Genomic DNA, 23,855 nt, shown 5'->3' with positions numbered 1-23,855 from the left:
GTTCTTCGCGCCCGCGCCGGGCACATGTACCCGGGGTGAAACCTGCCGGAAACCCGCCGTGCGACGGAGGTTCTACGCTCGGACCATGCGGCGGCCGGAAGCCGTCGCGCCCACACCGGCAGGAGGCCGCCGATGCTCCCGCCCCGGACCACGCAGACCCGGCAGCCCCGGCTGCGGCCGGTCACCGCGGCCGACGTGCGACTCCACCACCGCACCGTCCACGGCTACCGCAGGGCCTACCGGATCGCCGGCGAGGGACCGGCGATCCTCCTCATCCACGGCATCGGCGACTCCTCCGCCACCTGGGCCGACCTCATCCCCTCGCTCGCCCGCCGGCACACCGTGATCGCCCCCGACCTGCTCGGCCACGGCGCCTCCGACCGGCCCCGCGCCGACTACTCCGTCGCCGCCTACGCCAACGGCATGCGCGACCTGCTGGGCGTCCTCGGCATCGACCGGGTGACCCTCGTCGGCCACTCCCTCGGCGGCGGCGTCGCCATGCAGTTCGCCTACCAGTTCCCCGAACGCACCGACCGCCTGGTGCTCGTCGGCACCGGGGGAGTGGGCCGCGCGGTCAACCCCGTGCTGCGCGCCGTGTCGCTCCCCGGCGCCGACCTCCTGCTGTCCGCCCTCCGACTGCCCGGCATGCGGCTGTCCGCGCGCCTGTGCACCGCCCTGCTGCGCGCCCTGGACACCGGACTCGGCCGCGACGCGCCCGAACTCCTCGGCCTCGTCGACGCCCTGCCCGACGCCACCGCCCGCAGCGCCTTCATCCGGACCCTGCGGGCCGTCGTCGACTGGCGCGGACAGGTGGTGACCATGCTCGACCGCTGCTACCTGACCGAGGGCATGCCCGTGATGCTCGTCTGGGGCGCACACGACGGCGTGGTCCCCGCCGACCAGGCCCACACCGCACACCTCGCCATGCCCGGCAGCCGCCTGGAGATCTTCGAGGACGCCGGGCACTTCCCCTTCCACACCGACCCGGCCCGCTTCCTCGCCCTGATCGAGGACTTCGTCTCCGGCACGCCCGCCGCAGAGTGGGACGGCGAGCGCTGGCGCGAACTGCTCCGCAGATCCGGCAACGACACCGGAGGCGGGCTGAAGGACGCGAGCGAACGCAGCGCCACCTGACGCCCCCGCGCCCTCAGAACAACGCCAACTGGCCCGGAAGCACCGGCAGCACACTGCCGTCGAGCGACGGCTGGAGCGCGGGATCGAGCGGCGCGAGGAGACGGGAGCCCGGACACGACACCAGCTCGGACCCGGAACGGGCATCGGCCGGATCGTGCCGTGCCCACCGTCCCGCGACCACGGCGATCCGGCGGTGGCACACGGGGCACAGGCGGCGCGGAGCAGACATGCGCCCAGTCTGCCAGCCGCCTGTGACAAGGCCCGCCGGACGCCCCCGCCCCGAAGCCGCGACAGGCCTCGGCGCGGGCACGGCCCCCGGCCTATCGTGGCCCGATGCGCGCACACCACATCGACCGCCCGGCGGATCTCGACGACGTCCGCGAGTCCTACGACAGGGTGGCCGACAACTACGTCCACATGGTGCGGACGACGGGCATGGGCGACATCCGCACCCACCCCTGGCTCAAGGCGTCGGTCGACGCCTTCGCCGACTCCGTGAGCGGACGCGGGCCCGTCCTCGACGTCGGCTGCGGACCGGGCACGGTGACCGGCTACCTCGCCGAACGCGGCCTCGACGTGTCCGGCGTCGACCTCTCCCCCCGCATGATCGAGCACGCCCGCCGCCTCTACCCGCACTGCCGCTTCAGCGTCGCGTCCGCCACCGAACTCGACCTCGAGGAGGCATCCCTGGGCGGCGTCCTCGGATGGTGGTCGCTGTTCAACCTTCCCCGCGCCGTGCTGCCCCAGGTACTCGCCCTGTTCGCACGCGCCCTCGTGCCGGGCGGGCACCTCATCACCGCCACACACGTCGGCGACGAGGACTTCCGGCGCACCGAGGCGTACGGCGGCGTGCCCGTCCGCTGGACCACGCACAAGTGGCGGCCGGAACAGCTCACCGGCCTGATCGAACAGGCCGGCCTGCGCCCGGTCGCCGAACTCCGCCTCCCCGCGGACGAGCACACCGGACCGGGCGTCGTCGTCATGGCCGAACGCCCCGCCTGACCCGCCGTCGCGCCCCCGGCCCGGGTGAGTAGCCGTACTCATGCCTCCGGCCGCCCCGGCCGCGACGATGAGAGCACGACCGGGCCGGGGGAGGACCGTATGGGAAAGGTGCTGGGGGTCGCGCTCGCGGCCGCGCTGGTGGCCGGGGCGCTGGCCGCGGCCTACGCGGCGGGCGCCCCGCCGGGCACGGTGCTCGGCGCGGCCGCGGGCGTCGTCGGGCTCGTCTGGCTGCTCCTGCTGCTGACCGTGCCCTGGAACCTGTACTTCCGGGCGCACGCCGTGCTCGCCGAGATCGGCGTCAGCCGCCGCAAAGGGCTGACCGTACCCGGGGAACGCGACGCCGAAGCGGCCCGCATCGCCCGGGTGATGCTCCGTGCGGCGATCGCGGGACACCTGCTGACGGCCGCCCTCGTCGTCGCGGTCACGGCGGCGACCGGCGGGGCGAGCGGCTACTGGTTCGGCGGGATCTTCCTGGTGAGCACGGCCTTCCGTCCCGCGGGCGCCTGGTTCGCCTCCCTGCGCCGGCGGCTCGGCGTACTGCTGAAGGACGTCACCCACCCGCGCGACGACGTCGTCGAACTCCGCTCGCGGGTGGACCGGCTCACCACCGGCCTGAGTCTCCTGGAGGAGAAGGCCGAGGAGCAGTACCGGGCACTCGCCGAACTGCGGCGCACCGCCGACGCGCTGGGGATGTCCACGGTCGCGCGCGCCGACGACACCGACCGCAGGATCACCGCGCTGGGACGGGAGTTCGAGACGACCGTGAACCGCCTGTCGGACAACGAGGACATCATCACCGGCCTGCGCGCCTTCCTGCGCCTGATGCGCACACCCGACCCCGCCGTCTGACACCCCCGGCGCTCAGCGCACCGCGACCAGCCGCCCCGAGGCGACCACGTTGCCCTGGTAGCCGTCCCGCGCGGAGTACGCGCCACCACAGGTGATCAGCCGGATCTCCGGCGCGGGACCGTCCGCGTAGACGGCCTCGGCCGGAAAACCCCGCTGCGGGAACACCTCCACGGCGTACAGCGCGAACACGGCGGTCCTGCCGTCCGTCCGCTCCACCTCCACCCGGGTGCCGGGCCCCAGCGCGCCCAGCGGGTAGAACACCGCGGGACCTGCGTCGGTGTCGACATGGCCGACGACGACGGCGGTCCCCCGCTCGCCGGGGGAGACGGCACCCCGGTACCAGCCGGTCAGCCGGGGCCGGTCCGGCGGGGGAGCAGCGACCCACCCGTCGGCGTCGAGACCGACGGAGACGACCGGCGCGTCGACGCCGGCCGAGGCGATCACGATCCGGCTGGGCGCCGCGTGCGGCAGCGCGGCGGGCGTCCGCCCGGCCGGGCGGTCCGCCTGCGCGGCGGCCGCGACGGGCTGGGGCGGACCGCCGGCCGGCAGGGAGGCGGCGCCGTTGCGCACGAGGAACACGCCGAACAGCAGCACGCACAGGACGGTGAACCACGCACCGCGTCCCGTGCCCGACACGGCGGCCCTCCCCGCCTCAGGCCCGGCCGCCGGAACGCCGGCGCACCACGAGCAGGACCGCTCCCGCCAGACCGGCGGCGATCACCGCACCGCCCGCGACGAGCTGGGCCGGCCCGGCGTCGAAGAAGCTGCCGCCGGTACCCGCCTTGACCCCGCCGCCCGGCTTCACGCCCGCCGACGGCCACTCGTGCGGAACCGGCGAGTGCGCGCTCCGGTCGGGCCTCGGCGTGGGGGAGTGAGGGTGCCCGCCCGACGCGGAGACCGTCAGCTTCGCCCGCCCCGTCTCGCCCTCGCACTCGAAGACGACCTCGTACTCGGCCCCCGGCTCGGCGTCCTGGTACAGCTCGGCGCGCCCCGGCTTCCCACCGCTCAGCGTCACCGTGTCGAACACCGGCGCGGTGACGGTGACGGTCGCGGACGCGCACTCGGTGGCGGTGAGGGAGACCGTGCCGCCCGGGGCGACGGCGGCGGGGGAGACGCTGTACGCGAACGAGGTGACGTCGCCGGACGGTTCCGCGTACGCCGGAGCCGCACCGGCGATCAGCGCCGGGCCGAGAAGCCACAGGAGGGCGAGCCGTGGGTGCATGGGGCGTCTCCGGTTCCCGAGGCGCGCAGCCGCGGAGCGGTTCCACGGAGGCGACAGCGCACCCCGACGGCAACGACGCTAGGTGCGGCCCGTGGGGCCTGCCACTCCAAGGGGGCCGGTGGGGGCCGCCCCTGGGGGGCGGTGCGGTTCGGGGGCGGTTTCCGCGGGTGCGGGTGCACGTTTGGGTGCGGGTGTGTGGGTGGCGCACCCACGCTGCGCGCGGGTTGTCCTCAGGCGCCGGACGGGCTTGGGTGCGGGGTTGGGCTTGCGCCTTTTGTGCGGGTGGGGGTGGTGCACCCCCGCTGCGCGCGGGTGTCCTCAAGCGCCGGACGGGCTTGGGTTGCACGGCGCTGGTCCGGTGCGTGGAGTGGGAGTTGCGGGTCCCTCCGGAGGCTAGAGCGCCCGCTCGCCCCAGACTTGACCCGCCCCAACTGGACGACCGTCGGCCGCTTACGCCTCCTGCGCGCCCCGTGTCCGCGCTGAACGTACCGGCCCGCCGGTGTGGGGGCTGTTTCTTCGTCCGCGGGCCCGGTGGTCGTGAGCATCTCTTGCTGTGTGTGCTGTTTGCGTGGGTGGTCGCGGCATGGCCTGGGGCCGTGACCCTCAATCGTCGGACGGCTGGCTTTCCCACCTCCGCTGCGGGCGAGGTGTCCTTCCCGGGCGGGCTGGGGATGCACACACCCTTTGCTCGGTTCTCGCCAGTATCGTCTCCGAGGCCCTGATCCCGCGTCCCCGGCGGCGGACGGCCACCCTGTACCACCCCTCACCGGCAGTCGGAAATGCTCCCTCCCCCCGTCCGGCCGGTGCGTTCGCCGCGGACACGGGGCGCGCAGGAGGCGTAAGCGCCCGACGGTCGTCGAGCTAGGGAGAGTCATATTGGGGCGAGCGGGCGCTCTAGCCTCCGGAGGGACCCGCAACTTTTGTCCTGCGGTGCGGACCCAGTTCGGGCAACTCAAGCCTGTCCGGCGTTTGAGGACACCCGCGCGGAGCGGGGGTGCACCACCCCCGCCTGCACAGAACAAACATGCCCGACCGGGCAACAAAGCCTGTCCGGCGTCTGAGGACAACCCGCGCGCAGCGGGGGTGCGCCACCCACACACCCGCACCGAACCACCCCGTCCGGCAAGGACACCCCGCGCGCAGCGTGGGTGCGCCACCCACACACCCGCACCCGCACACGAGCGGAACCCACACCCCCGCGGAAACCGCCCCCCCACCGGGGGGCTCACCGCAGGAACCGGAGGAGATCCTCTGCTGTGCGCGGGGCCGCCGTGCCCGGAGGGAGGAGGCCGTGGGCGGACAGGAGCTGGGCGACCGCGGTTCCCCAGGGCCGGCGGAGGCGGGCCGCGTCCAGGAGCGGCTGGTCGGTGAGGAGTTCCGCGACGGGCCCCGTCCGGAGCCCCCCCGGCGCGAGGACGACCGCGTCGTCCGCCCAGCGCAGGGCGAGGTCCACGTCGTGGGTGGCCATGACCACCGTCGTCCCCGACCGCCGCAGCTCGCCGAGGACCTCCAGCAGCCGCTCCTGGCCGTGCGGGTCGAGCCCCGCGGTGGGCTCGTCCAGGACGAGCACGCGCGGACGCATCGCCACCGCCCCTGCGATCGCCGCGCGTTTGCGCTGCCCGTAGGAGAGCAGGTGCGTGGGCCGGTCGCGCAGGTTCTCGATGTCCATGGCGGCCAGCGCCTCGCCGACCCGCGCGCGGACCTCCTCCTCCGGCAGTCCGAGGTTCATCGGCCCGAAGGACACGTCCTGCGCGACGGACGCCGCGAAGAGCTGGTCGTCCGGGTCCTGCACCACGAGCTGCACCGTCGTACGGAGGCGGGTGAGCCCGGCCCGGTCGTACGTCACCGGCTCGCCCTCCAGGAGGAGTTGCCCCGAGGCGGGGCGGAGGCCGCCGCTGAGCAGTCGCAGCAGGGTGGTCTTGCCGCTTCCGTTGCGTCCGAGGAGCGCCGTGGCGCGGCCCTCGGCGAGGGCGAGCCCGACCCTGTCGAGGACCACCGGGCCCTCTTCGTAGGCGTAACGGGCGTCGACGAGCCGGACGATCACAGGACGTGCCTTTCGAGGACGAGGGTGAGCAGCACCAGCGCGGTGAGCAGGCCCGCGACGCCGCAGAGGAACGGCCGGGAGATCTTCGACCGGGGCACGAGCACCCGCAGCGTGCCGTCGTAGCCGCGTCCGGCGAGGCCCGTGTGGAGGCGTGCCGCCCGGTCGAAGGCCCGGACGAACGCGGTCGCCCCGAGCCCGGCCAGCGATCGCCAGGCCGCGGCGCGGCTGGTCGCGCCGAGCCGGGCGGCCTGTGCCTGGCGGACGCGGGCGACGGAGTCCAGCAGGAGGAAGCTGATCCGGTACATCACCAGGGCGACGTCGACGACGGGGGCGGGCACGCCGGCGCGCACCAGCCGCGGCAGGACGTCCGACACGGGGGTGGTGAACGCGAACAGCAGCACCCCGAGGGAGGCCGCCGACGTGCGGAGCAGCAACTGCCCGGCGTGGACGGGGCCGCCGGGTGCGAGGGACACGGCGCCGCCCGGCCCGCCCACGGCGAACAGCAGGGGCACCGCGCCGGTCACGCAGAAGCCGAGCGGGATGCGGAACGCCCGCCACAGCCGGCGGGGGGCGACTCCGGCCGGGCCGAGCAGTACGGCGAGGGTCGCCGAGGCGACCAGCACGGCGCCCGGCCACGGCGGGAGGCACACGGCCGTGATCGTCAGGCCGAGTCCGAGCACGGCCTTCTCCACGGGGTGGCGGCGGCGCCAGCGACTGCTGTGCGCCGCCGCGTCGATCGGCAGCACCCCCGGTCAGGGAGCGGCCGTCGTGGCACCGCCGGAGGTGGTGCCGGTTCCCGCGGACCCGTCGGCGGCGTCCGCCGCGCGGGCCTCTGCCTGGCGGCGTCCCCTGTGCAGGCCGAAGTAGTACGCGAGGACGCCCGCGCCGAGTGCGGCCTGGAGGGCGAACAGCGCGGACTCCACTTCGCCGGAGGGCGGTTCGTACAGGGGCGAGAACCAGGGCTCGTAGTCGGGCTCCAGTTCGGTGATCGCCGTCTCGGCCTGTGCGTCGGCGCCCGCGAAGGGCTCCTCCTTGTGGTCGCCGAGCCCGAGAGCCAGCGGGAGGACGGCCAGGGCGACCACGATCAGGACCAGCAGTGTGTTGATCTTCGCGTTGCGGCTCATCGGACCTCGGCCTCCTTCTGGGCGCCACGGGCGCCACCGGTCACCAGGACGCCCAGGCGGGTCAGTTCACCCTTGCTGGACCGGACGAGCAGACGCATCACGAGCACCGTCAGCAGTCCTTCGCTGACCGCCAGCGGGATCTGCGTCACGGCGAAGATGCCGCCGAACTTGGCGAGCGCGCCGAGGAATCCGCTGCCGGGGTCGGGGAAGGCGAGCGCGAGCTGGACGCTGGTCACGCAGTAGGTGACGAGGTCGGCCGTGAACGCGGCGAAGAACACGGAGACCATCAGGGGGGCGCCGCTGAGGCGCACCAGCCGGTAGACGGCGTAGCCGGCCCAGGGGCCGACGACCGCCATGGAGAAGACGTTCGCCCCGAGGGTGGTGAGGCCGCCGTGCGCCAGGAGCAGGGCCTGGAACAGGAGGGTGATGGTGCCGAGCACCGCCATCACCGGGGGTCGGAAGAGGATCGCCCCCAGTCCGGTGCCGGTGGGGTGGGAGCAGCTGCCCGTCACGGAAGGGATCTTCAGTGCCGACAGGACGAACGTGAAGGCGCCGGAGGCGCCGAGCAGCAGGGTGGATTCGGGATGGGCCTTGACCTCGCGGGTCAGGGCGCGTACGCCGTGGACGACGAACGGGGCAGAGGCCGCGCCCCAGGCGACGGCGTGCAGCGGGGGCAGATACCCCTCGGCTATATGCATGGTCGGGAAACCCTCTCCAGCACCTCGTGGATGGACAACGCACCCTGGCCGGTCTCCTGGCTGACGGGCGTCGCTGTCCGGAGGTCTTCCGTGCACACGTCGCACCCGGCTCCGCCTTCCCAGGCGCCGCGGTCTCCCGCGGGTCCCAGTGGCTTCCCCCGGAGGGGAGGTGGAGCCGGACATTCCGATCACAGTGGCGAGGGCCGCACCGGTTCCGCACCGGTTTCCCGAACACCAAGGCCCCGTGACAGTAGTCCTCCGACCAGGGCGCTCACAAGCCGCTCCCGGTGGCGTGCGGCGCCTCACACCTTCCGGTAGCCGTACGCCTCCTGTGCCGCCGCCGCCACGGCGTCGAGGTCCCCGCCGGCGGAGGCCGTGACCACCGCGGCGACCGCGCCCTCGACGAACGGGGCGTCCAGCAGCCGGGTCCCGGCGGGCAGTTCGCCGTCCTCGGCGAGCAGGGCCTTCACGGTGAGCACGGCGCTGCCGAGGTCGGCGAGGACCGCCACGCCGGCGCCCCGGTCCACGTGGGAGGCGGCCGCGGCGATCAGTTCGGCGTCCGTGCCGAGGCCGCCGCCCGGGGCGCCGCCGGCGGCCGCGACCGGGGCGAGCGCGCCGCTGCCGGCCAGTCCGCGGGCGAGTCCGGCCACCGACTCGGCGACGCCGGCGCTGTGCGAGACGAGCACGATGCCGACCGGGGCGTCCCCGGCGCTCACGCCCGGTCCTCCGCGGCCTGCGCGAGGGCCGCGAGCAGCAGGGCCGACGACGCCGCCCCCGGATCCCGGTGCCCGATGCTGCGTTCGCCGAGGTAGCTGGCGCGGCCCTTGCGCGCCTGGAGCGGGACGGTCGCCCGTGCGCCCTCCTCGGCCGCCGTCCGTGCGGCGGCGAAGGAGTCCGTGGTGCCGGCGAGCGCGGCCGCCGCGGGCTCCAGGGCGTCCAGCATGGTCTTGTCGCCCGCCGTCGCCCCGCCCAGCTCGGCGACGGCCGCGACGCCGGCCCGCAGCGCCTCGGCGAACTCCCCGGGGGAGACCTCGGGCGCGTCCCCGAGCGCTTTGCCGGTGCGGCGCAGCAGCGTCCCGTACAGCGGCCCCGACGCGCCGCCGACGGAGGAGATCAGCTGCCGTCCGGCGAGGACGAGCACGGCGCCGGGCGTAGCGGGCGGTTCCGCGTCCAGTGCCGCGCGGACGGCGGCGAAGCCCCGCCGCAGGTTGCTGCCGTGGTCCGCGTCGCCGATGGCCGAGTCCAGCTCGGTGAGCCGGCCGGCCTCCCGGTCCACGGCCTCGGCGGCGAGCGTCAGCCAGCTGAGGAAGAAGGCGGTGTCGAGCACAGGAACTCCCTTGTCGCGTCGCGTCGTCAGTGGCGGGCGGGCCGTGCCCGGCCGCGTGGCCGTGGCGGTCTCAGCGGCCCCAGCGCAGGCCCGGCGTCCGTACCGGGGCGTCCCACAGCCGGAGCAGCTCCTCGTCCGCCCGGCACAGGGTCACCGAGCACCCGGCCATGTCGAGGGAGGTGACGTAGTTGCCCACCAGCGTGCGGACCACCGGCACCCCGCGCTCGGACAGCACCCGGTGGACCTCCGCGCCGAAGCCGTACAGTTCGAGCAGGGGAGTGCCGCCCATCCCGTTGACGAGGGCGATGACGGGCCCCGACGGCCGCAGATCCTCCAGGACGGCCCCGACGGCGAAGTCCGCGATCTCGCCGGACGTCATCATGGGGCGGCGCTCGCGTCCGGGTTCGCCGTGGATGCCGATGCCGAGTTCCAGTTCGCCCGGGGGCAGGTCGAAGGTCGGTCCGCCCTTGGCCGGGGTGCTGCAGGCGCCGAGGGCGACCCCGAAGCTGCGGCAGCTCCCGACGACCTGACGGGCCAGCGACTCCACCCGCTCCAGCGGGGCGCCCTCCTCCGCCGCGGCGCCCGCGATCTTCTCCACGAACAGGGTCGCCCCGGTGCCCCGCCGTCCTGCGGTGTGGAGGCTGTCGGACACCGCGACGTCGTCGTCGACGAGGACGGTGGCGAGCCGTACGCCCTCGTCCTCGGCGAGCTCCTGCGCCATGCGGAAGTTGAGCACGTCGCCGGTGTAGTTCTTGACGACGAACAGCACCCCCTCACCGCTGTCGACGGCGGCCGCCGCGCGCACCATCTGGTCCGGCACCGGGCTGGTGAACACCTCGCCGGGACAGGCCGCGTCCAGCATTCCGGGGCCCACGAACCCGCAGTGCAGCGGTTCGTGCCCCGAACCGCCGCCGGAGACCAGCGCGACCTTCCCGGCGACGGGCGCGTCGCCCCGGACGACGACCCGGCGCTCGACGTCGACGGTCAGTTCGGGGTGTGCCGCGGCCATTCCGCGCAGCGCGTCCGCCACGACGGTCTCCGGCACATTGATGAGCATCTTCAACGGTCCTCCTCGGTGCGGCGGGCGACACCCCTCAGTATCGGCGCCGCGGTCCGATCGCGGAACGACGTGTCCCGCGCGTGCCGCGGGGACCGCCTCCTCCCCGGGCGCCGCGGAGGAGGGACGGGCACCCGTCCGGTGTCAGGGCCCGCTGGTACGTTCTCACCGTGCCGACCGTCCCCGCCTCCCCGCCGGACCCCCGCACGGCCGAGCTCCGGCTGGACCTGCCGCCGAGGGTCGCGAGCATCGGCACCGGGGTGCACGGCACCACCGCGCTGCACGACGTGTTCCGGCTGCCTGAACTGTGGCAGCTGCACCTGTACGCGTACCACGGCGAACTCGACGTCGACGGCGAGCGGTTCGGCATCCGTCCCGGCCGGGTGAGCCTGGTGCCGCCCGGGGCACTGGTGCGCTACCGCTACCGGGGGCGGTCGGAGCACCTGTACGCCCACTTCGCGCTGCCGGGCACCGGGCAGCCGGTGCGCGTGCCCGTCGTGCAGGACTGCGGCGCGCTGCTGCCCGTGCTGGGCGACCTGCTGCGGCACGCCGCCGCCGGGTCCGGCCGGCCGGGGCGGGCGGCCTCCGACGTGTGGGCCGCGCTGTGGCGGGTGGCGCTGCTCGCCGAGTCCCGGGGCGCGCCGGGCGGCCCGCACCCCGCGTTCGCGGCGGCCGTCGCGTACATCGAGTCGCGTATCGCGGAGCCGCTGACGGTGCCCGCGGTGGCGGCCGCCGCGGGAGTCTCCCACAACCACCTCATCCGGCTGTTCCGGGCCGAGACGGGCGGCACCGTGGTCGCCCACATCCGGCGCCGCCGCATGGAGCGGGCGCGCCATCTGCTCCGCGAGTCGACGCTGCCGGTGTCGGCCGTCGCGGCCGCGGTCGGGGTCGCCGACCTCCAGGCGTTCAACAAGGCGTGCCGCAGGGAGCTGGGCGCCTCCCCGCGTGCGGTCAGAGCCGGCCGGGACCGGCCGTGACGCGGCCGGCGGGGAGTCAGGCGGCGGCTGCCTGCCGCAGGCGGCGGAGGTCAGCCGGCGGCCGCCTGCCCCGGGCGGCGGGGAGTCAGGTGCGGCCGCTGCCGCGGTAGAGGTCGAGCTCACCGTCGAGCTCCAGCGCCAGCACGGTCGCGTGCGCGTCCACGTCCTCCTCGCGCGGCGCCTCGATCCAGGTCGTGCCGGGCACGTCGTGGAGCCCGCCGGAGACCTCGTGGCGGAGCGCCGCCCCCGTGCCCAGCACGGAGACCCGCCGCACCCGGTTGCGCAGCCCGCGCACGGCCACGTGGCCGCGGGGCGGGTCGAAGCAGACCAGGTGGAGCGTCCGGCGGTCGGCCGACAGCGTGCTCGGCCCGTAGTGGTGCCCCGGGGGCAGGCCCGCGACGGTCCCGTGGACGGCGCCGGCGTGGGCGCCGATCCAGGCGCCGAGCCCTTCGAGGCGCTCCGTCTGGGCGGCCGTGAAGGTGCCGTCCTCGCGGGGGCCGACGCCGAGCAGCAGGTTGCCGCCCGCGCCGATCGTCTCGGTGAAGTGGCGCACCAGCCGGCCGACCGGCTTGTGCCGGGTGTCGTCCGGCTGGAACCCCCAGGAGTCGTTGACCGTCATGCACAGCTCCCACGGTCCGCCGGGCGCGGTGACCGGCGTCCCCTGCTCGGGCGTGGCGTAGTCGCCGTGGCCGGGCAGGCGCGCGTTGAACACGGTGTGCGGTGCGGTGGCGAGGACGCGTTCGGCGAGCGCGTCGGCGCCCCACTGCTCCGCCGAGCGCTCCCACTCGCCGTCGAACCACAGCAGGTCCGGACGGTAGCGGTCGGCCAGCTCGCCGACCTGCCCGTCGCGGTAGGCGAGGTAGCGCGCCCAGGCGGCAGGGTCCTCGGCCCCGCCGGGCGGGGCGACCCACGGGCTGGTCAGCACGTCCCCGTGGTCCCGGCCGGGGGAGGGGTGCAGCACGCTCGCGTAGTCCGGGTGGTTCCAGTCGGAGTGCGAGTAGTACAGGCCCACCCGCAGCCCCCGTTCGCGCAGCGCCTGTGCGTACGGGCCGACGAGGTCGCGCCCGGCGGGTGTGCGGCGCACCACGTCCAGGTCGCCGAAGGAGGTGTCCCACAGGGCGACGCCGTCGTGGTGGCGCGCGGTCAGCACGGCGTACCGCGCTCCCGCGCGGGCGAAGAGCGCCGCCCACTCGCGGGGGTCCCAGCGTGCGGCGGTGAAGCCGTCCAGCTGCCGCATGTACTGCTCGTGGGTGGTCCGCCCGGTGTAGAACGCCCACGACTCCGGCACCCCGTCGACGGCGTAGACGCCCCAGTGGACGAAGATCCCGAGCTTGGCGTCGGGGAACCAGGGCTGCATGGGCATCGGGCAACACCTCGGAGCGGGTGGGTGACGGAACGGGTGGCACCGACGCTATGCGGGGCGGGGCCGGCGGCGCGTGGGAACGGATCACCGCCACTGGTCCGTTCTCACCCTCCCGGCGGGTCTCACCCTCCCGGCGGGCCGGTGACCGGCCTCCGCGTCAGCGGCCGGTCTCGTCCGGGCCGTCGGGGCCGTCGGGCCCGTCGATGCGGACGCCGAGGTGCTTCCCCACCTGGCTGCGCAGCCGCCGGGAGAGCGTCGTGGTCGCGGCGGTGAGGAAGACGAACGTGTAGAGGATCTGCACCATGGTCACCACCCGTGCGCTCTGCCCGGTGGGGACGATGTCCCCGTAGCCGACGGTCGCCAGGGTGACGACGGTGAAGTACAGGGCGTCCGTGCGTGTGCTCAGGCCGCTGAACTGGCCGGGATGCCGGGCCAGCACGTGGTACGCCCCCGCGAAGACGACCACCGTCAGGAAGACCAGCAGCGGGATCACGATGCCCGGACGGGCGCGCGGGTCGTCGGTGATGACGTCCCGGATCTGCACCAGCAGCAGCAGGGCCACCGCGGCCAGCAGCGCGATGAAGACCGCCCAGCTCAGGACCGGCCTGCGGTCGCCGAAGTGGTCCAGCGGCACGAAGCAGTACACCAGCATCATCGCGGTCGCGGCAGCGATCCCCACCACCCATCCGCGGACCGGGAGCCCGGTCCTTCCCCGTCCGGTCCGCGCGGCCGCCATGCCGTCCTCCTGCCGTCGCCCCGGCCCCCAGTCAACGCCGACCACGGCCCGGGGCGCCCGGTGTGCTGCGGAGACCGGGTGACGCCGGTCCGCCGTCCCCTGTCCGGACCGGCCGCCTGGCGGGGCCGACGGACCGGCCCCACGCTCGTAACGCGCCGTGCGCGCCCGCGCGCGGCAGGGAAGGAGCGCACCATGAGCCAGCAGTCGCCGCCCGTCGGCGCGATGCCCCCGGTGCCGGACCCGCACAGCGGCTGGGTGACCGGTGGAGTCGTCTTCGCGGGGGTCCTCATGCTCTGCAGCGGCGTCCTGGCCGTGTTCCAGGGCATCGCCGGGATCGCCGAGGACGACTGGTACGCGCGGGTCGGCGACTACGTCTACCGCGTCAACCTCACCGGCTGGGGCTGGATCCACCTGGTGATCGGCGTCCTGGTGGCGGCGACCGGGGCGGGGGTGCTCAAGGGCGCCGGCTGGGCCCGGGCCGTCGGCATCCTGCTGGCCTCGCTGTCGATGGTGGCGCAGTTCCTGTTCCTGCCGTACTCGCCGGTGTGGTCGGTGATCGTGATCGGCCTCGACGTGTTCGTGATCTGGGCCCTCGCCGCCCACAGGCCCGCCGGGCAGGCCGGCTGACGGCCCGGATCGGTCCGAAGGGCTGCGGTCCGGGCGGGCGGGGAGGGAGTATGGGGGTATCCCGTCATCCCGGTGCGAGGACGTGAGCCCTGTGGCCTGCCCGCGCACCGCGACTGCGGCAAGGAGTGATCGTGGGCAGCGATGTGTTCCGTGCTGGCATCGCGGGTGAGGGCCGCGCGGAAGCGGCGCTGTCGCCTCCGGGCGGGCTGATGGACCTGCTCGGGGTCGCGGCCGTGGTCCTCGACTCGGACGGCCGGATCGTGCTCTGGAGCCCGCAGGCGGAGCAGCTGCTCGGCTACACGCCGCAGGAGGCCCTCGGCCGCCCCGCCGCCCGGCTGCTCGTCGCCGACGAGCACCTCGACCTCGTGCTGGACCTCTTCCGGCAGGTCATGGAGAGCGGCGAGGGCTGGGAGGGCGTCTTCCGGGTCCACCACAAGGACGGCTCGACCCGGCTGCTGGAGTGGCGCAACATGCGCCTCCAGGACGACACCGGCGGCCTCTACGCCCTCGGCCTCGCCCAGGACCAGGCCACCCTGCGCCGCGTCGAACGCGACCTCGCCCTCTCCGCCCGCCTCGTCGACCAGTCCCCGATCGGGCTCGCCGTCCTCCGCCCCGACCTGCGGTACGTCGCGGTCAACCCCGCCCTGGAGCGCATCGGCGGGCTGCCCGCCGAGGAACTGCTCGGACGCGGCTTCCGCGAGTCGGTGCCGTTCGGCGACCCGGACCGGCTGGAGGACGCCATGCGGGCCGTGCTGGCCACGGGGACGCCGCTGCTCGACCGCCACGTGGTGGGCCGGGTCCCCTCCGAACCGGCTGCCGAACGCGCCTGGTCGGTGTCGCTGTACCGGCTGGAGGACCCGGGGGGCCGGGTGATCGGCGTCGCCATGTCCGTGGTGGACGTCACCGACCGGCACCTCGCGGACACCGAGGCGGAGCGCGCCCGCAACCGGCTCGCGCTCATCGCCGACGCCTCGGTGCGCATCGGGACCACGCTCGACCTGGAGCAGACGGCGCGTGAGCTCGCCGACGTGGCGGTGCCCCACCTCGCCGACGTGGCGGCCGTCGACGTGCTGGACCGGGTGCTCTCGGGACCCGGCGGCCGGCCGGGCCCGGACACCGGCGAGGGCCATGTGCTGATCCGCGCGCTCGCCGTGGCCGCGGCCTTCCCCAGCGTCGCCGTCGACGCGGCCGACCGCCCGGGCGAACTGGCCCGCTACGACGAGGGCCGCCTGGTCACCCGCTGCGTCGCCACCGCGCGCCCGGTGGTGATTCCCGAGGTGTCCGGCGCCGACCTGCGCGACATCGCGCGGGACGAACGGGCCGCCCGGCTGCTGGCGCGGGCCGGGGTGCACTCGTACATGGCGGTGCCGCTGATCGCCCGCGGCGAGGTGCTCGGCGCCATCGACCTCAAGCGGTGCCGCAACCCGGAGCCGTTCACCGAGGACGACGTGCTGCTGGCCACCGAGTTCGCCTCCCGGGCGGCCGTCTGCATCGACAACGCCCGCTGGTACCGCGAGCAGCGGCAGACCGCGCTCACCCTCCAGCGCAGCATGCTGCCCGAGATCCCCCGCCGGCTCGTCGGACTGGAGGCCGCCTCCCGCTACCAGCCCGCGCGGGCCGGCAGCGAGGTCGGCGGCGACTGGTTCGACGTCATCCCGATGGAGCGGGAGCGCACCGCGCTCGTCGTCGGCGACGTGATGGGCAGCGGGATCACGGCGGCCACCGCGATGGGGCGGCTGCGCACCGCCACGCAGACGCTGGCGCGCCTCGCGCTGGACCCGGCCGTGGTGCTGCGCCACCTCGACGAGATCACCGCCGGGCTCGACCCGTACATCGCCACCTGCATCTACGCCGTCTACGACCCGCACCGCGCGCAGTGCTGCATCGCCAACGCGGGGCATCTGCCGCCGGTCCTGGTACGGCGGGGCGGCGCGCCGAGGCTGCTGGACCTGCCGTCGGGCACCCCCCTCGGCGTCGGCCAGGTGGGAGGTGTCGCGCTGCGCAGCATCACCGTCGGCCTCGACCCGGGCGATGTGCTCGTGCTGTACACGGACGGGCTGGTGGAGACCCGTGACCAGGACATCGACACCCGGCTGGCGGCCCTGACGGGGCTGCTCCAGACCCAGGACGCGACGCTCGGTGACACGTGCGACCGGCTGCTCGGCGCGCTGCGGCGGCCGGACACGCCCGACGACGTGGCGCTGCTGATGGCGAGGGTGACCGGCTGAGCCCCCGGGGCGTGGCACGGAGCCCGGTGTGCACGGAGTCCGGCTGCCGGCGGAGCGGGTGGCCCGTGGGCGTGCGGGCGTACGGAGCCCGGTGTCCGCGGGCGTTCTCGCCGGAGCCGGAGGCGGAGCCCGGGCGGCTGCGACGGGTGCGCGGGTCCTCAGGCGGGCGGCGGATCGCCCTCCAGGCGGCGCAGGCGTTCGGCGTCGCGGACGCGCGGGCAGGTGGCGCACGCCTCGGCCGGCACGACCGTGTAGTGGAGGCAGCAGCCCAGCCTGGTCCGGGTCGGGTACCGCGTGCCGTCGCGGCCCGTCAGGTTCCGGAAGTCCGCGCCGCCGGGGAACGGTCCGACCGGCCCCGGCAGCAGTTCGCCGGCCGCCCGTACGGCGTGCTCCTCCTCGCCGAGCATCCGGCCGAGGTACCAGACGGCCGACACCAGGTCGTCGCCCGCCATCCCCCACAGGGCGCGCGGCCCGCGCCGCACCCGGGGTCCGAGCGCCGCCAGCAGCGGACGCACCTGGCCGGCCACGGCCGCGCGCAGTGCGGCGCGCAGGGCCTCCTCGTCGGGGACCACGCGTACGCCCGGAAGGGTCGCGGCCGGGTCGCCGGGCAGGCAGGCGAAGGTGCCCGGCACCACTTCGTAGGCGTCTCCGGTGAGGCGCGTCCGCACGTCGCCCGCGCGCAGCAGGGGCACCCGGCGCTCCAGGTACCAGGGTCCGCTGACGACGAGCGAGACCGCCCAGAGCTTCGCGTGGAGGGCGCGCGAGGCGGCGACGTCGGGGCGGGGGGTCCGGCCGTGGCGTTCGAGGATGCGCCGGGACTCGTCGTCGAGGAGGGCGTCGAGCAGGTCGGGGCGCAGGACGAGTTCGGCCCCGTCCGCCCAGCCCTGCCGGACGGGGGAGGGCGGTTCGGCGACGGTGAGGTCGAGCGCCGGACAGAGCGCGCGCAGACGCCGGTGGACCGAGGCGAGCAGGGCGGCCGCGCTCGTCGAGGGGCGGGCGGGGGCCGACACCGGGGCCGGGATCACGGGGGGACTCCTCGTGGGGCTCGTGGGGGCAGTGCGGGGCCGCGCCCCGCGACGGAGCGCCGCGAGGCCCGAGTAAGGGTCACCTTACTCGCAATCCGGCGCCGGAATCACGAACCCCGGCGCGGACACGCCGAGTTGGCGGATTAAGGCTTGCCTAACCTAAGCTCACCGGTCATGACCAGGAGCGGGACACGGGCGGGCGCGGTCCGCTTCTTCCCCCGTGCGCGCGGAAAGCCACCCCCGCACCGCCCTCCCGGAAACACCCCGCACCGTCCCCCCGGCACGACCTCGCAACGTCCCCCCGGATGTGAACCCCGGAAGTGACCCTCTGATGCAGCTCCATCTGCTCGCCCTCAACCCCACCGACTCCGTCACGCAGGGCTTCCTCCCCGCCGCGCGGGCCATGGGGCTCGACGTCACCGTGCTCACCGACCAGCCCGCCGCCCACCGCGCCGTGTACCCGGACACCGAGGTGGTCGGCTGCGACGTCCGCGACTTCCGCGCCGTCATCGCCGCCGCCTCCCGGGGCCCCGCTCCCGACGCCGTCTTCACCAACAGCGACCACCTCCAGGCGCAGGCGGCTCTGGCCTGCGACTGGTTCGGCCTGCCCGGCAAGGACTGGCGGGCCGCGCTGGGCGCGAAGGACAAGGCCCGGATGCGGCGCCGGCTCGCCGACGCGGGCGCCGACACCGTGTGGGCCGCCGAACTGCCCGCCGACCGCGAGCCGTCCGACGTCCTCGACGGGATCGGCGTCCCCTACCCGTGCGTGGTGAAGCCGCGCGAGGGGGTGGCCGGCGAGGACGTGGTGCTCGCCGACGACGCGGACGCCCTCCTGCGGCACTGCGAGCGGATCAGGGCCCGCCGGCCGGGCGCCGCGCTGGTGGTGGAGGAGTTCCTGCCCGGCGACCTGTGCACACTGGAGACCCTCGGCGACGGGACCGTCCTGCACGTGCTCGGCGGCTTCCGCACCCAGCTGTCGCCGCCGCCGCACTTCATCGAGGAACGCCTCACCTTCGTGCCCGACCATCCCGCGCCGGTGGTGGAGCAGGTCCTCGCCCAGCTGGCGGCGCTGGGCGTCGGGTTCGGCGCCTGCCACACCGAGTTCGTCGTCCACGAGGGACGCGCCCGGCTCATCGAGGTCAACTACCGGGCGATCGGCGACCAGTGCGATCTGCTCCTCGCCGAGCTGCTCGGCATCCCCTACTTCGAACTCGTCCTCGCCACCCACCTCGGCCGCCCCCTCCCGGACGACCTCGGCGCCCGCACCGGCCGCGCGGCCCGCCTGGACTACCCGTGCGCCGACCGCCCCGGCACCCTGACCGCCGCACCCGGCCCCGCCGACCTCGGCCTCGGGGACGTCCGCCTGACGTACCGTCCGGCACGCGACATCGGCGAGTGGCGCGACGTCCACCACAGCAACCGGGACTTCCTCGGCATCGTGCGCGCGATCGGCGACAGCCAGGAGAGCGTCGACCGGGCCGTCGACGGCTTCCTCGCCGGATGCCGCTGGGAGATCACCCCGTGACCCCGCGGCGCGCGCCGGGCGGGCCCCGCGGCGACGACGGCCCGGCCGCCGCACTGCTGCTGCGGGTCCTCGGCACACTGCTGCGCGAGGACGTCGCCGGGCTGCGCAGCCGCTCCGTGCCGCACCACGCGCCCGACGGACGCTGGCTGCGCCTGGCGGGCCGCGGGGACGCGGAGACCCTGCTGCTGCCGGTCCGCGAGGACGGCTTCCAGGCCGAGTGGACGGCCCGGCTCCCGCTGCTCCGCAGGGAGACCTCCGGCACCGACCTGACCTCCTGCGACGACGTCCTCGCCGCCCTCGCCGCGCACGCGGACCCGGCCGACCGCCCCGGATTCGCCGCCTTCGCCCGCGAATGCCGCCACGCCCTCGACGCGGCCCGCCTCCACGACGCCACCGACGCCGCGACGTCCGCCGCGCTCGGCGACCGGTACGGCACCGACCCGGCCGGCTGGACCGGCCCCGCCGCGTCGCTCGCCTTCGACACCCTCGCTGCGCGCACCGACCACCCCGTGTACCCGGCGTCCCGGGGCCGCGCAGGTCTCGGGGAGGCCGACCTGCGCGCCTACGCGCCCGAGTTCCACCCCTCCTTCCGGCTGCGGCTGCTCGCGCTCCCGGCCGGGGCCGTCACCTCGACGGGCCGCGCCCCTGCGGGCGCGCCGCCCGTGGCGCCGTCCGCGGCCGGCCTGCCGGAGCGGCTCGACGCCGGACACGTCCTGCTGCCCGTGCACCCCCTCACCGCCGACGGCCCGCTGGCGGACGCCCTGCGCGCCCGCGGCCTGCACGACCGCGCCGTTCCGGCGCCCCGGGACCGCGGGCCGCTGGTGGTGCCCACCCTGTCGATGCGGACGGTCGCCCTCGCCGCCGACCCCCGTGTGCACATCAAACTCCCGCTCGCCACCGCCACCCTGGGCCTGCTGAACCGGCGCACCGTCAGACCCGGCACCCTGCGCGACGGCGCCGCGGGCCAGCGGCTGCTGGAGGCCGTCGTCGCGCGGGAGCCCCGCTTCCGGGAGACGGTGCTCCTCGCCGACGAGACGGTCCACGCCCACGCCGGGCACGAACTCCTCGCCGCGATGACCCGCACACTGCCCGCGGCGGCCGCCGGCGCCACGGTGGTCCCGCTCGCCGCGCTCCTCGCCCCGGCGCCCGGCGGCGGCACGGTGCTCGACCGCCTCGCCCGCCGGCACTCCGGCGGGGACCCGCTCGCCCTCCTCGACGCCCTGCTCACGCTGCTGTTCGACTGGCAGACCACCCTCTTCGGGTACGGGATCGCCCTGGAGTCCCACCAGCAGAACGTCTCCCTCGTGCTCGACCCGGCCGCCGCGCACCCCGTACGGCTGCTCCTCAAGGACAACGACGGCCCGCGGGTCAACACCGTCCGGCTGCGCGCCCGCCTGGGCCCCGGCGCACCCGGCCCCGCCTTCGACGACCCCCGGGTCCTGTGCACGGACGACGGTCCGGTGGCCGACCTGTTCACCACCGTCACCGTGCACCTGTGCGCCGGCGCCTTCGCCTTCGGCCTCGCCGCGGGCGACCGGGCCCGACTGGGGGAGCTGCTGCGCCTGGTGCGCGACCGCCTCCGCCAGGCCGTCGCGCGGCTCGGCCCGGCGGACGGCGGGGACGTGCTGCGCACCCGCGTGCTGGAGGCGCCCCGGCTCCCGGTGAAGGCCATGGTCACCGCCGGGACCCTGCTCACCAAGGCCCGCTCCGGCGCGAGCGACATCAACAAGCACTACACCACCGGCCCCAACTACCTGCCGCGGGAGGCCTGACCGACGATGCCCAGCACCACCCCCCGCCCACTGTCCCGACCCGCGCGGACGGCCGAACCCGCGCGCACCGTCCTCGCCGACAGCGCCGGCGGCACCGGCTCCGGCTCAGGCGCCGACACCGCCACCGATACCGGCTCCGGCTCCGGCCCGGACACCGCCACACCGCCGCCCGCGCTCCCGTCCGCCGACGACGCCGTCGCCCACACCCTGCTCAACTGCCTGGTGCGCGAGGTCAGCGGCCCCGAGGGGCAGGCCGCCGTCGCCGGCGGCAGGCTGACGCTGCGCCTCCCGCACCGCGGCGTCACCCTGCGCGTCGCCCTGCGCCGTGCCTCCGCGACCGGCGCCCACCGCTTCACCGGCCCGGTGTCCGAACAGGGCGAGGGCGGCTGGACGCCCGTGTCCTGGCAGCGGCTCGCCGAGCACGTCCACGCCGAACTCACCCTGCGCAGCGGTGTCGTCAACGACGAGTTCCTCGCGCAGCTGGCGGCCGGCCACCGCGCGGTGCGCACCGCGCTCGCCGCACCCGGGCGCACCCACGGCAGCGGGCCGCTCTCCGTCTACCTCGCCTCGGAGCAGTCGCTGCTCCTCGGCCACCGCTTCCACCCCACGCCGAAGGCCCACGGCGGCGACCCGGACCGCTGGGCGGCCTACGCCCCCGAGGCGGGTGCCGCCTTCGGGCTGAGACTGCTCGCGGTGCGGGAGGAGCTGACCGCCGAGGAGTCCGCGGAGCCCGGGGCCCTCGCCGTGCTCGACCGGCTCGGCGAGGCCCCGCCCGGCTACCGGCTGCTGCCCGCCCACCCGTGGCAGTACGAGCTGCTGCGCGACAGGCCCGCCCTGCGCGCGGCGCTCGCGCGGGGCGACGTGCTCGACCTGGGGACGGGCCGCGCGCCGTTCGTGCCGACGGCCTCCGTGCGGACGCTGTACGGCGGCGGGACGTTCCTCAAGTTCAGCCTCGACGTGCGCATCACCAACTGCGTCCGCAAGAACGCCCACTACGAGCTGCGCGGCGCGGTCGCGCTCACCCGGCTGCTGCGGGACGCGCTCGACGACCTCGCCGCGCGCTTCCCCGGGGCCGCCGTCCTGCGCGAACCGGCCTACCGCAGCCTCGCGCTGCCGGGCCCGGACACCGCCCCCCACCGCGACCTGTTCGAAGGGCTCGGCGTCATCGTCCGCGACGGCCTGGAGCGCCGTCAGCACGCGGGCACCACGGCACTCCTCGCGGCATCCGTCGCCGACGAGTACCCCAACGGGCCGGGCCACGTCTCCCGGCTGCTCGCCGGCCGGGGTCCCGCGGCCGCCCTCGACTGGTGGCGCCGGTACCTGGAGCTGCTGGTGCCGCCCGTGCTCGCGGCCTTCCTCGACCACGGGCTGGTCCTCGAACCCCATCTGCAGAACGTGGTGGTCTGCGTCGACGGCGACGGGCTGCCGGTCCAGATCCTGCTGCGGGACCTCGAAGGCGCCAAGCTGCTGCCGGGCCCGCACGCGCGGGCGCTCGCCGCGCTGCCGCCGGACGTCGCGGGGCCGCTCACCTACGACCGGGCCCGCGGCTGGCACCGGGTCGTCTACTGCCTGCTGGTCAACCACGCGGCCGAACTCCTCGCCGCGCTCGCCGACCGCCACCCGCACCTCGAACACATGCTGTGGCAGGAGGTCCGCTGGGTGCTGGTCCGGTACGCGGACGAGCACGGCCCGGTCGGGCCCGAGCTCGCGGAGCTGATCGCCGGGGCCCCGCTGCCCGCCAAGGCCAACCTGCTGACCCGCTGGCGGCGCGACGCGGACCGTGACGCCGGATACGTCTTGATCGACTCGCCCCTGGGACACGCCCCCGCCCCCCGGTCCGCGCCGGCCGGGGCGTCCACCCCACCCGCGGAGACCCGATGACAGCCCCCACGCCCGCCGTCCGGGACCTCGCCCTCGCGCTCGGCCCGGCCGGCCTGCCCGCCTACCTCTACGACCTGGACGCCCTGCGCGCGCACGCGGCGGGCGTCCGCGCCGCCCTGCCGGACGGCGTCGAGCTGTACTACGCGGCCAAGGCCAACCCGGAGCCCCGGCTGCTGACCGCCCTGTCCCCGTACTGCGACGGCTTCGAGGTCGCGTCCGGCGGAGAACTCGCGCACGTCGCCGGTGCCGTGCCCGGCCGCCCCCTGGCCTTCGGCGGCCCCGGCAAGACGCCTGACGAGCTGCGCGCCGCCCTCCGCGCCCCGGTCCACCGCGTCCACGCCGAGAGCCTCCACGAACTGCGCGTCCTCGCCGCACTGACCGAGGGGGCCGGCCCCGGCCGGCCCGTCGGCGTGCTGCTGCGGTTCAACCTGCCCCTGGACGCGGAGGCGTCGCGCGGCAGCGCCCTCGCCATGGGTGGCGCGCCGAGCCCGTTCGGCATCGACCCCGCCGACGCCGACGAGGCGGTCCGCCTGGTGACCCGGGCACCCGGTCTCGCGCTGAAGGGCGTCCACGCCCACCTGGCCAGCGGGCTGGACGCCCCCGCGCTGCTGTCCGTCGCGGAGTCCGTCGTGACCTGGGCCGAGACGCTGACCGCCCGTCACCGGGTCCCGCTGCACGAGGTGAACGCCGGCGGCGGCATGACCGTGGACTACGCCCGTCCCGCCGGCCGCTTCGACTGGACCGGCTACGGCCACGGACTCGCCAGGCTCCTCGCCGGCCGCCCCGGGCTGCGGCTGCGCGTCGAACCGGGCCGGGCCCTGACCGCGTACTGCGGCTGGTACGCCACCGAGGTGCTGGACGTGAAGCGCAGCGGCGGCGAGGACTTCGCCGTGGTCCGCGGCGGCACCCACCATCTGCGCACCCCCGCCACCAAGGGACACGACCAGCCGTGCACGGTGCTGCCCGTCGACACCTGGACCGAGCCCTGGCCCCGTCCGGCGGCGCGGACCGGGCGGGTCACGCTCACCGGCCAGCTGTGCACGCCCAAGGACGTCCTGGCGCGCCGGGCGCCGGCTCCCGGGCTGCGGGCCGGGGACCGCGTGCTCTTCGGGATGGCCGGCGCGTACGCCTGGAACATCTCGCACCACGACTTCCTGATGCACCCGCGCCCCCGGTTCCACTTCCTGACCGGCGGGCGGACGGACGGGCGGCCGGCCCCCGGGCCCACGATCCCGGGGGCCGGCCCCTGACCGCGCGTGCCGCG

23 protein-coding genes and 1 riboswitch are annotated in these 23,855 nt (G+C 75.7%); of the genes, 10 read left to right on the top strand and 13 right to left on the bottom strand.

What is annotated here, in order from left to right; translation table 11 throughout:
• Window positions 1-132 precede the first annotated feature (132 nt).
• Window positions 133-1,134, top strand: coding sequence for an alpha/beta fold hydrolase (locus IAG43_RS02685; RefSeq protein WP_187739137.1), 1,002 nt, complete (start codon window positions 133-135; stop codon window positions 1,132-1,134).
• Window positions 1,135-1,147: 13 nt separating this feature from the next.
• On the opposite strand, the gene IAG43_RS02680 is transcribed toward IAG43_RS02685, so the two are convergent.
• Window positions 1,148-1,363 carry a hypothetical protein gene (locus IAG43_RS02680; RefSeq protein WP_187739136.1) on the bottom strand — a complete coding sequence of 72 codons (216 nt, stop codon included), beginning with the start codon at window positions 1,361-1,363 and terminating at the stop codon, window positions 1,148-1,150.
• Between the two features lie 104 nt (window positions 1,364-1,467).
• Between IAG43_RS02680 and IAG43_RS02675 the strand changes: the two genes are divergently transcribed.
• Both IAG43_RS02675 and IAG43_RS02670 read left to right on the top strand, forming a co-directional pair.
• On the top strand, window positions 1,468-2,136 hold the full coding sequence (locus IAG43_RS02675) for a class I SAM-dependent methyltransferase (protein WP_187739135.1): 669 nt from the start codon (window positions 1,468-1,470) through the stop codon (window positions 2,134-2,136).
• Window positions 2,137-2,235: 99 nt separating this feature from the next.
• Window positions 2,236-2,985: a hypothetical protein gene (locus IAG43_RS02670; protein WP_187739134.1), complete on the top strand. Its 750-nt coding sequence runs from the start codon at window positions 2,236-2,238 to the stop codon at window positions 2,983-2,985.
• Window positions 2,986-2,997: 12 nt separating this feature from the next.
• On the opposite strand, the gene IAG43_RS02665 is transcribed toward IAG43_RS02670, so the two are convergent.
• From IAG43_RS02665 to dhaK, 9 genes are all read right to left on the bottom strand, one after another.
• Complete coding sequence (locus IAG43_RS02665) at window positions 2,998-3,621, bottom strand: class F sortase (protein WP_187739133.1); 624 nt, start codon at window positions 3,619-3,621, stop codon at window positions 2,998-3,000.
• A 16-nt stretch (window positions 3,622-3,637) separates the two neighbouring features.
• Window positions 3,638-4,207, bottom strand: a complete 570-nt coding sequence (locus IAG43_RS02660; RefSeq protein WP_187739132.1) for a hypothetical protein — start codon at window positions 4,205-4,207, stop codon at window positions 3,638-3,640.
• A 1,225-nt stretch (window positions 4,208-5,432) separates the two neighbouring features.
• On the bottom strand, window positions 5,433-6,251 hold the full coding sequence (locus tag IAG43_RS02655; protein ID WP_187739131.1) for an energy-coupling factor ABC transporter ATP-binding protein: 819 nt from the start codon (window positions 6,249-6,251) through the stop codon (window positions 5,433-5,435).
• Window positions 6,248-6,997 (bottom strand): cobalt ECF transporter T component CbiQ, encoded by a 750-nt coding sequence (gene cbiQ, locus IAG43_RS02650; protein WP_187739130.1) that lies wholly within the window; start codon window positions 6,995-6,997, stop codon window positions 6,248-6,250. Before cbiQ ends, IAG43_RS02655 begins: the two co-directional genes overlap by 4 nt.
• Window positions 6,998-7,003: 6 nt before the next feature.
• Window positions 7,004-7,375 (bottom strand): energy-coupling factor ABC transporter substrate-binding protein, encoded by a 372-nt coding sequence (locus IAG43_RS02645; RefSeq protein WP_187739129.1) that lies wholly within the window; start codon window positions 7,373-7,375, stop codon window positions 7,004-7,006.
• A complete protein-coding gene (locus IAG43_RS02640; RefSeq protein ID WP_187739128.1) occupies window positions 7,372-8,073 on the bottom strand; it encodes an energy-coupling factor ABC transporter permease in 702 nt (233 codons plus the stop codon). The genes IAG43_RS02645 and IAG43_RS02640 overlap by 4 nt, the downstream gene beginning before the upstream one ends.
• 29 nt (window positions 8,074-8,102) lie before the next feature.
• Window positions 8,103-8,327: riboswitch (cobalamin riboswitch) on the bottom strand.
• Window positions 8,328-8,375: 48 nt separating this feature from the next.
• Entirely contained in the window at window positions 8,376-8,789 is a 414-nt protein-coding gene (locus IAG43_RS02635; protein ID WP_187739127.1) for a PTS-dependent dihydroxyacetone kinase phosphotransferase subunit DhaM, read from the bottom strand.
• On the bottom strand, window positions 8,786-9,400 hold the full coding sequence (dhaL, locus tag IAG43_RS02630; protein ID WP_187739126.1) for a dihydroxyacetone kinase subunit DhaL: 615 nt from the start codon (window positions 9,398-9,400) through the stop codon (window positions 8,786-8,788). The genes IAG43_RS02635 and dhaL overlap by 4 nt, the downstream gene beginning before the upstream one ends.
• Before the next feature lie 70 nt (window positions 9,401-9,470).
• Window positions 9,471-10,463 (bottom strand): dihydroxyacetone kinase subunit DhaK, encoded by a 993-nt coding sequence (gene dhaK / locus IAG43_RS02625; RefSeq protein WP_246574042.1) that lies wholly within the window; start codon window positions 10,461-10,463, stop codon window positions 9,471-9,473.
• 164 nt (window positions 10,464-10,627) lie between these two features.
• Here dhaK and IAG43_RS02620 point away from each other — a divergent pair, with 164 nt between their 5' ends.
• Window positions 10,628-11,434, top strand: a complete 807-nt coding sequence (locus IAG43_RS02620) for a helix-turn-helix domain-containing protein (protein ID WP_187739124.1) — start codon at window positions 10,628-10,630, stop codon at window positions 11,432-11,434.
• Between the two features lie 85 nt (window positions 11,435-11,519).
• Here IAG43_RS02620 and IAG43_RS02615 read toward each other — a convergent pair whose 3' ends face one another.
• Window positions 11,520-12,797 carry an alpha-L-fucosidase gene (locus tag IAG43_RS02615; protein ID WP_187739123.1) on the bottom strand — a complete coding sequence of 426 codons (1,278 nt, stop codon included), beginning with the start codon at window positions 12,795-12,797 and terminating at the stop codon, window positions 11,520-11,522.
• 157 nt (window positions 12,798-12,954) lie between these two features.
• Window positions 12,955-13,476, bottom strand: coding sequence for a potassium channel family protein (locus IAG43_RS02610; RefSeq protein WP_343075523.1), 522 nt, complete (start codon window positions 13,474-13,476; stop codon window positions 12,955-12,957).
• A gap of 249 nt (window positions 13,477-13,725) precedes the next feature.
• Between IAG43_RS02610 and IAG43_RS02605 the strand changes: the two genes are divergently transcribed.
• Together IAG43_RS02605 and IAG43_RS02600 are read left to right on the top strand one after the other, a co-directional pair.
• Window positions 13,726-14,160 carry a DUF7144 family membrane protein gene (locus IAG43_RS02605; protein ID WP_187739122.1) on the top strand — a complete coding sequence of 145 codons (435 nt, stop codon included), beginning with the start codon at window positions 13,726-13,728 and terminating at the stop codon, window positions 14,158-14,160.
• Window positions 14,161-14,291: 131 nt separating this feature from the next.
• On the top strand, window positions 14,292-16,388 hold the full coding sequence (locus IAG43_RS02600; RefSeq protein ID WP_425508563.1) for a SpoIIE family protein phosphatase: 2,097 nt from the start codon (window positions 14,292-14,294) through the stop codon (window positions 16,386-16,388).
• Window positions 16,389-16,546: 158 nt separating this feature from the next.
• Here the strand turns inward: IAG43_RS02600 and IAG43_RS02595 are convergent, their stop codons facing one another.
• Window positions 16,547-17,413 (bottom strand): (2Fe-2S)-binding protein, encoded by an 867-nt coding sequence (locus IAG43_RS02595; RefSeq protein WP_187739121.1) that lies wholly within the window; start codon window positions 17,411-17,413, stop codon window positions 16,547-16,549.
• 331 nt (window positions 17,414-17,744) lie between these two features.
• Between IAG43_RS02595 and IAG43_RS02590 the strand changes: the two genes are divergently transcribed.
• Genes IAG43_RS02590 through IAG43_RS02575 form a run of 4 tightly spaced genes read left to right on the top strand, consistent with a single transcriptional unit; the run spans window position 17,745 to window position 23,841 of the window.
• Window positions 17,745-18,938 (top strand): ATP-grasp domain-containing protein, encoded by a 1,194-nt coding sequence (locus IAG43_RS02590; protein ID WP_187739120.1) that lies wholly within the window; start codon window positions 17,745-17,747, stop codon window positions 18,936-18,938.
• Entirely contained in the window at window positions 18,914-20,710 is a 1,797-nt protein-coding gene (locus IAG43_RS02585; RefSeq protein WP_187739119.1) for an IucA/IucC family protein, read from the top strand. The genes IAG43_RS02590 and IAG43_RS02585 overlap by 25 nt, the downstream gene beginning before the upstream one ends.
• 6 nt (window positions 20,711-20,716) lie before the next feature.
• Window positions 20,717-22,591: an IucA/IucC family protein gene (locus IAG43_RS02580; RefSeq protein WP_187739118.1), complete on the top strand. Its 1,875-nt coding sequence runs from the start codon at window positions 20,717-20,719 to the stop codon at window positions 22,589-22,591.
• The gene (locus IAG43_RS02575) at window positions 22,588-23,841 is read left to right on the top strand and encodes a type III PLP-dependent enzyme (protein WP_187739117.1); all 1,254 of its coding nucleotides are present in this window, start codon (window positions 22,588-22,590) and stop codon (window positions 23,839-23,841) included. Before IAG43_RS02580 ends, IAG43_RS02575 begins: the two co-directional genes overlap by 4 nt.
• Window positions 23,842-23,855 lie beyond the last annotated feature (14 nt).

It is taken from the genome of Streptomyces genisteinicus (assembly GCF_014489615.1).
Classification (GTDB): Bacteria; Actinomycetota; Actinomycetes; order Streptomycetales; family Streptomycetaceae; genus Streptomyces; species Streptomyces genisteinicus.
The sequence above is the reverse complement of the archived record's forward strand: the minus strand, read 5'-3'. Positions and strand labels throughout refer to the sequence as shown.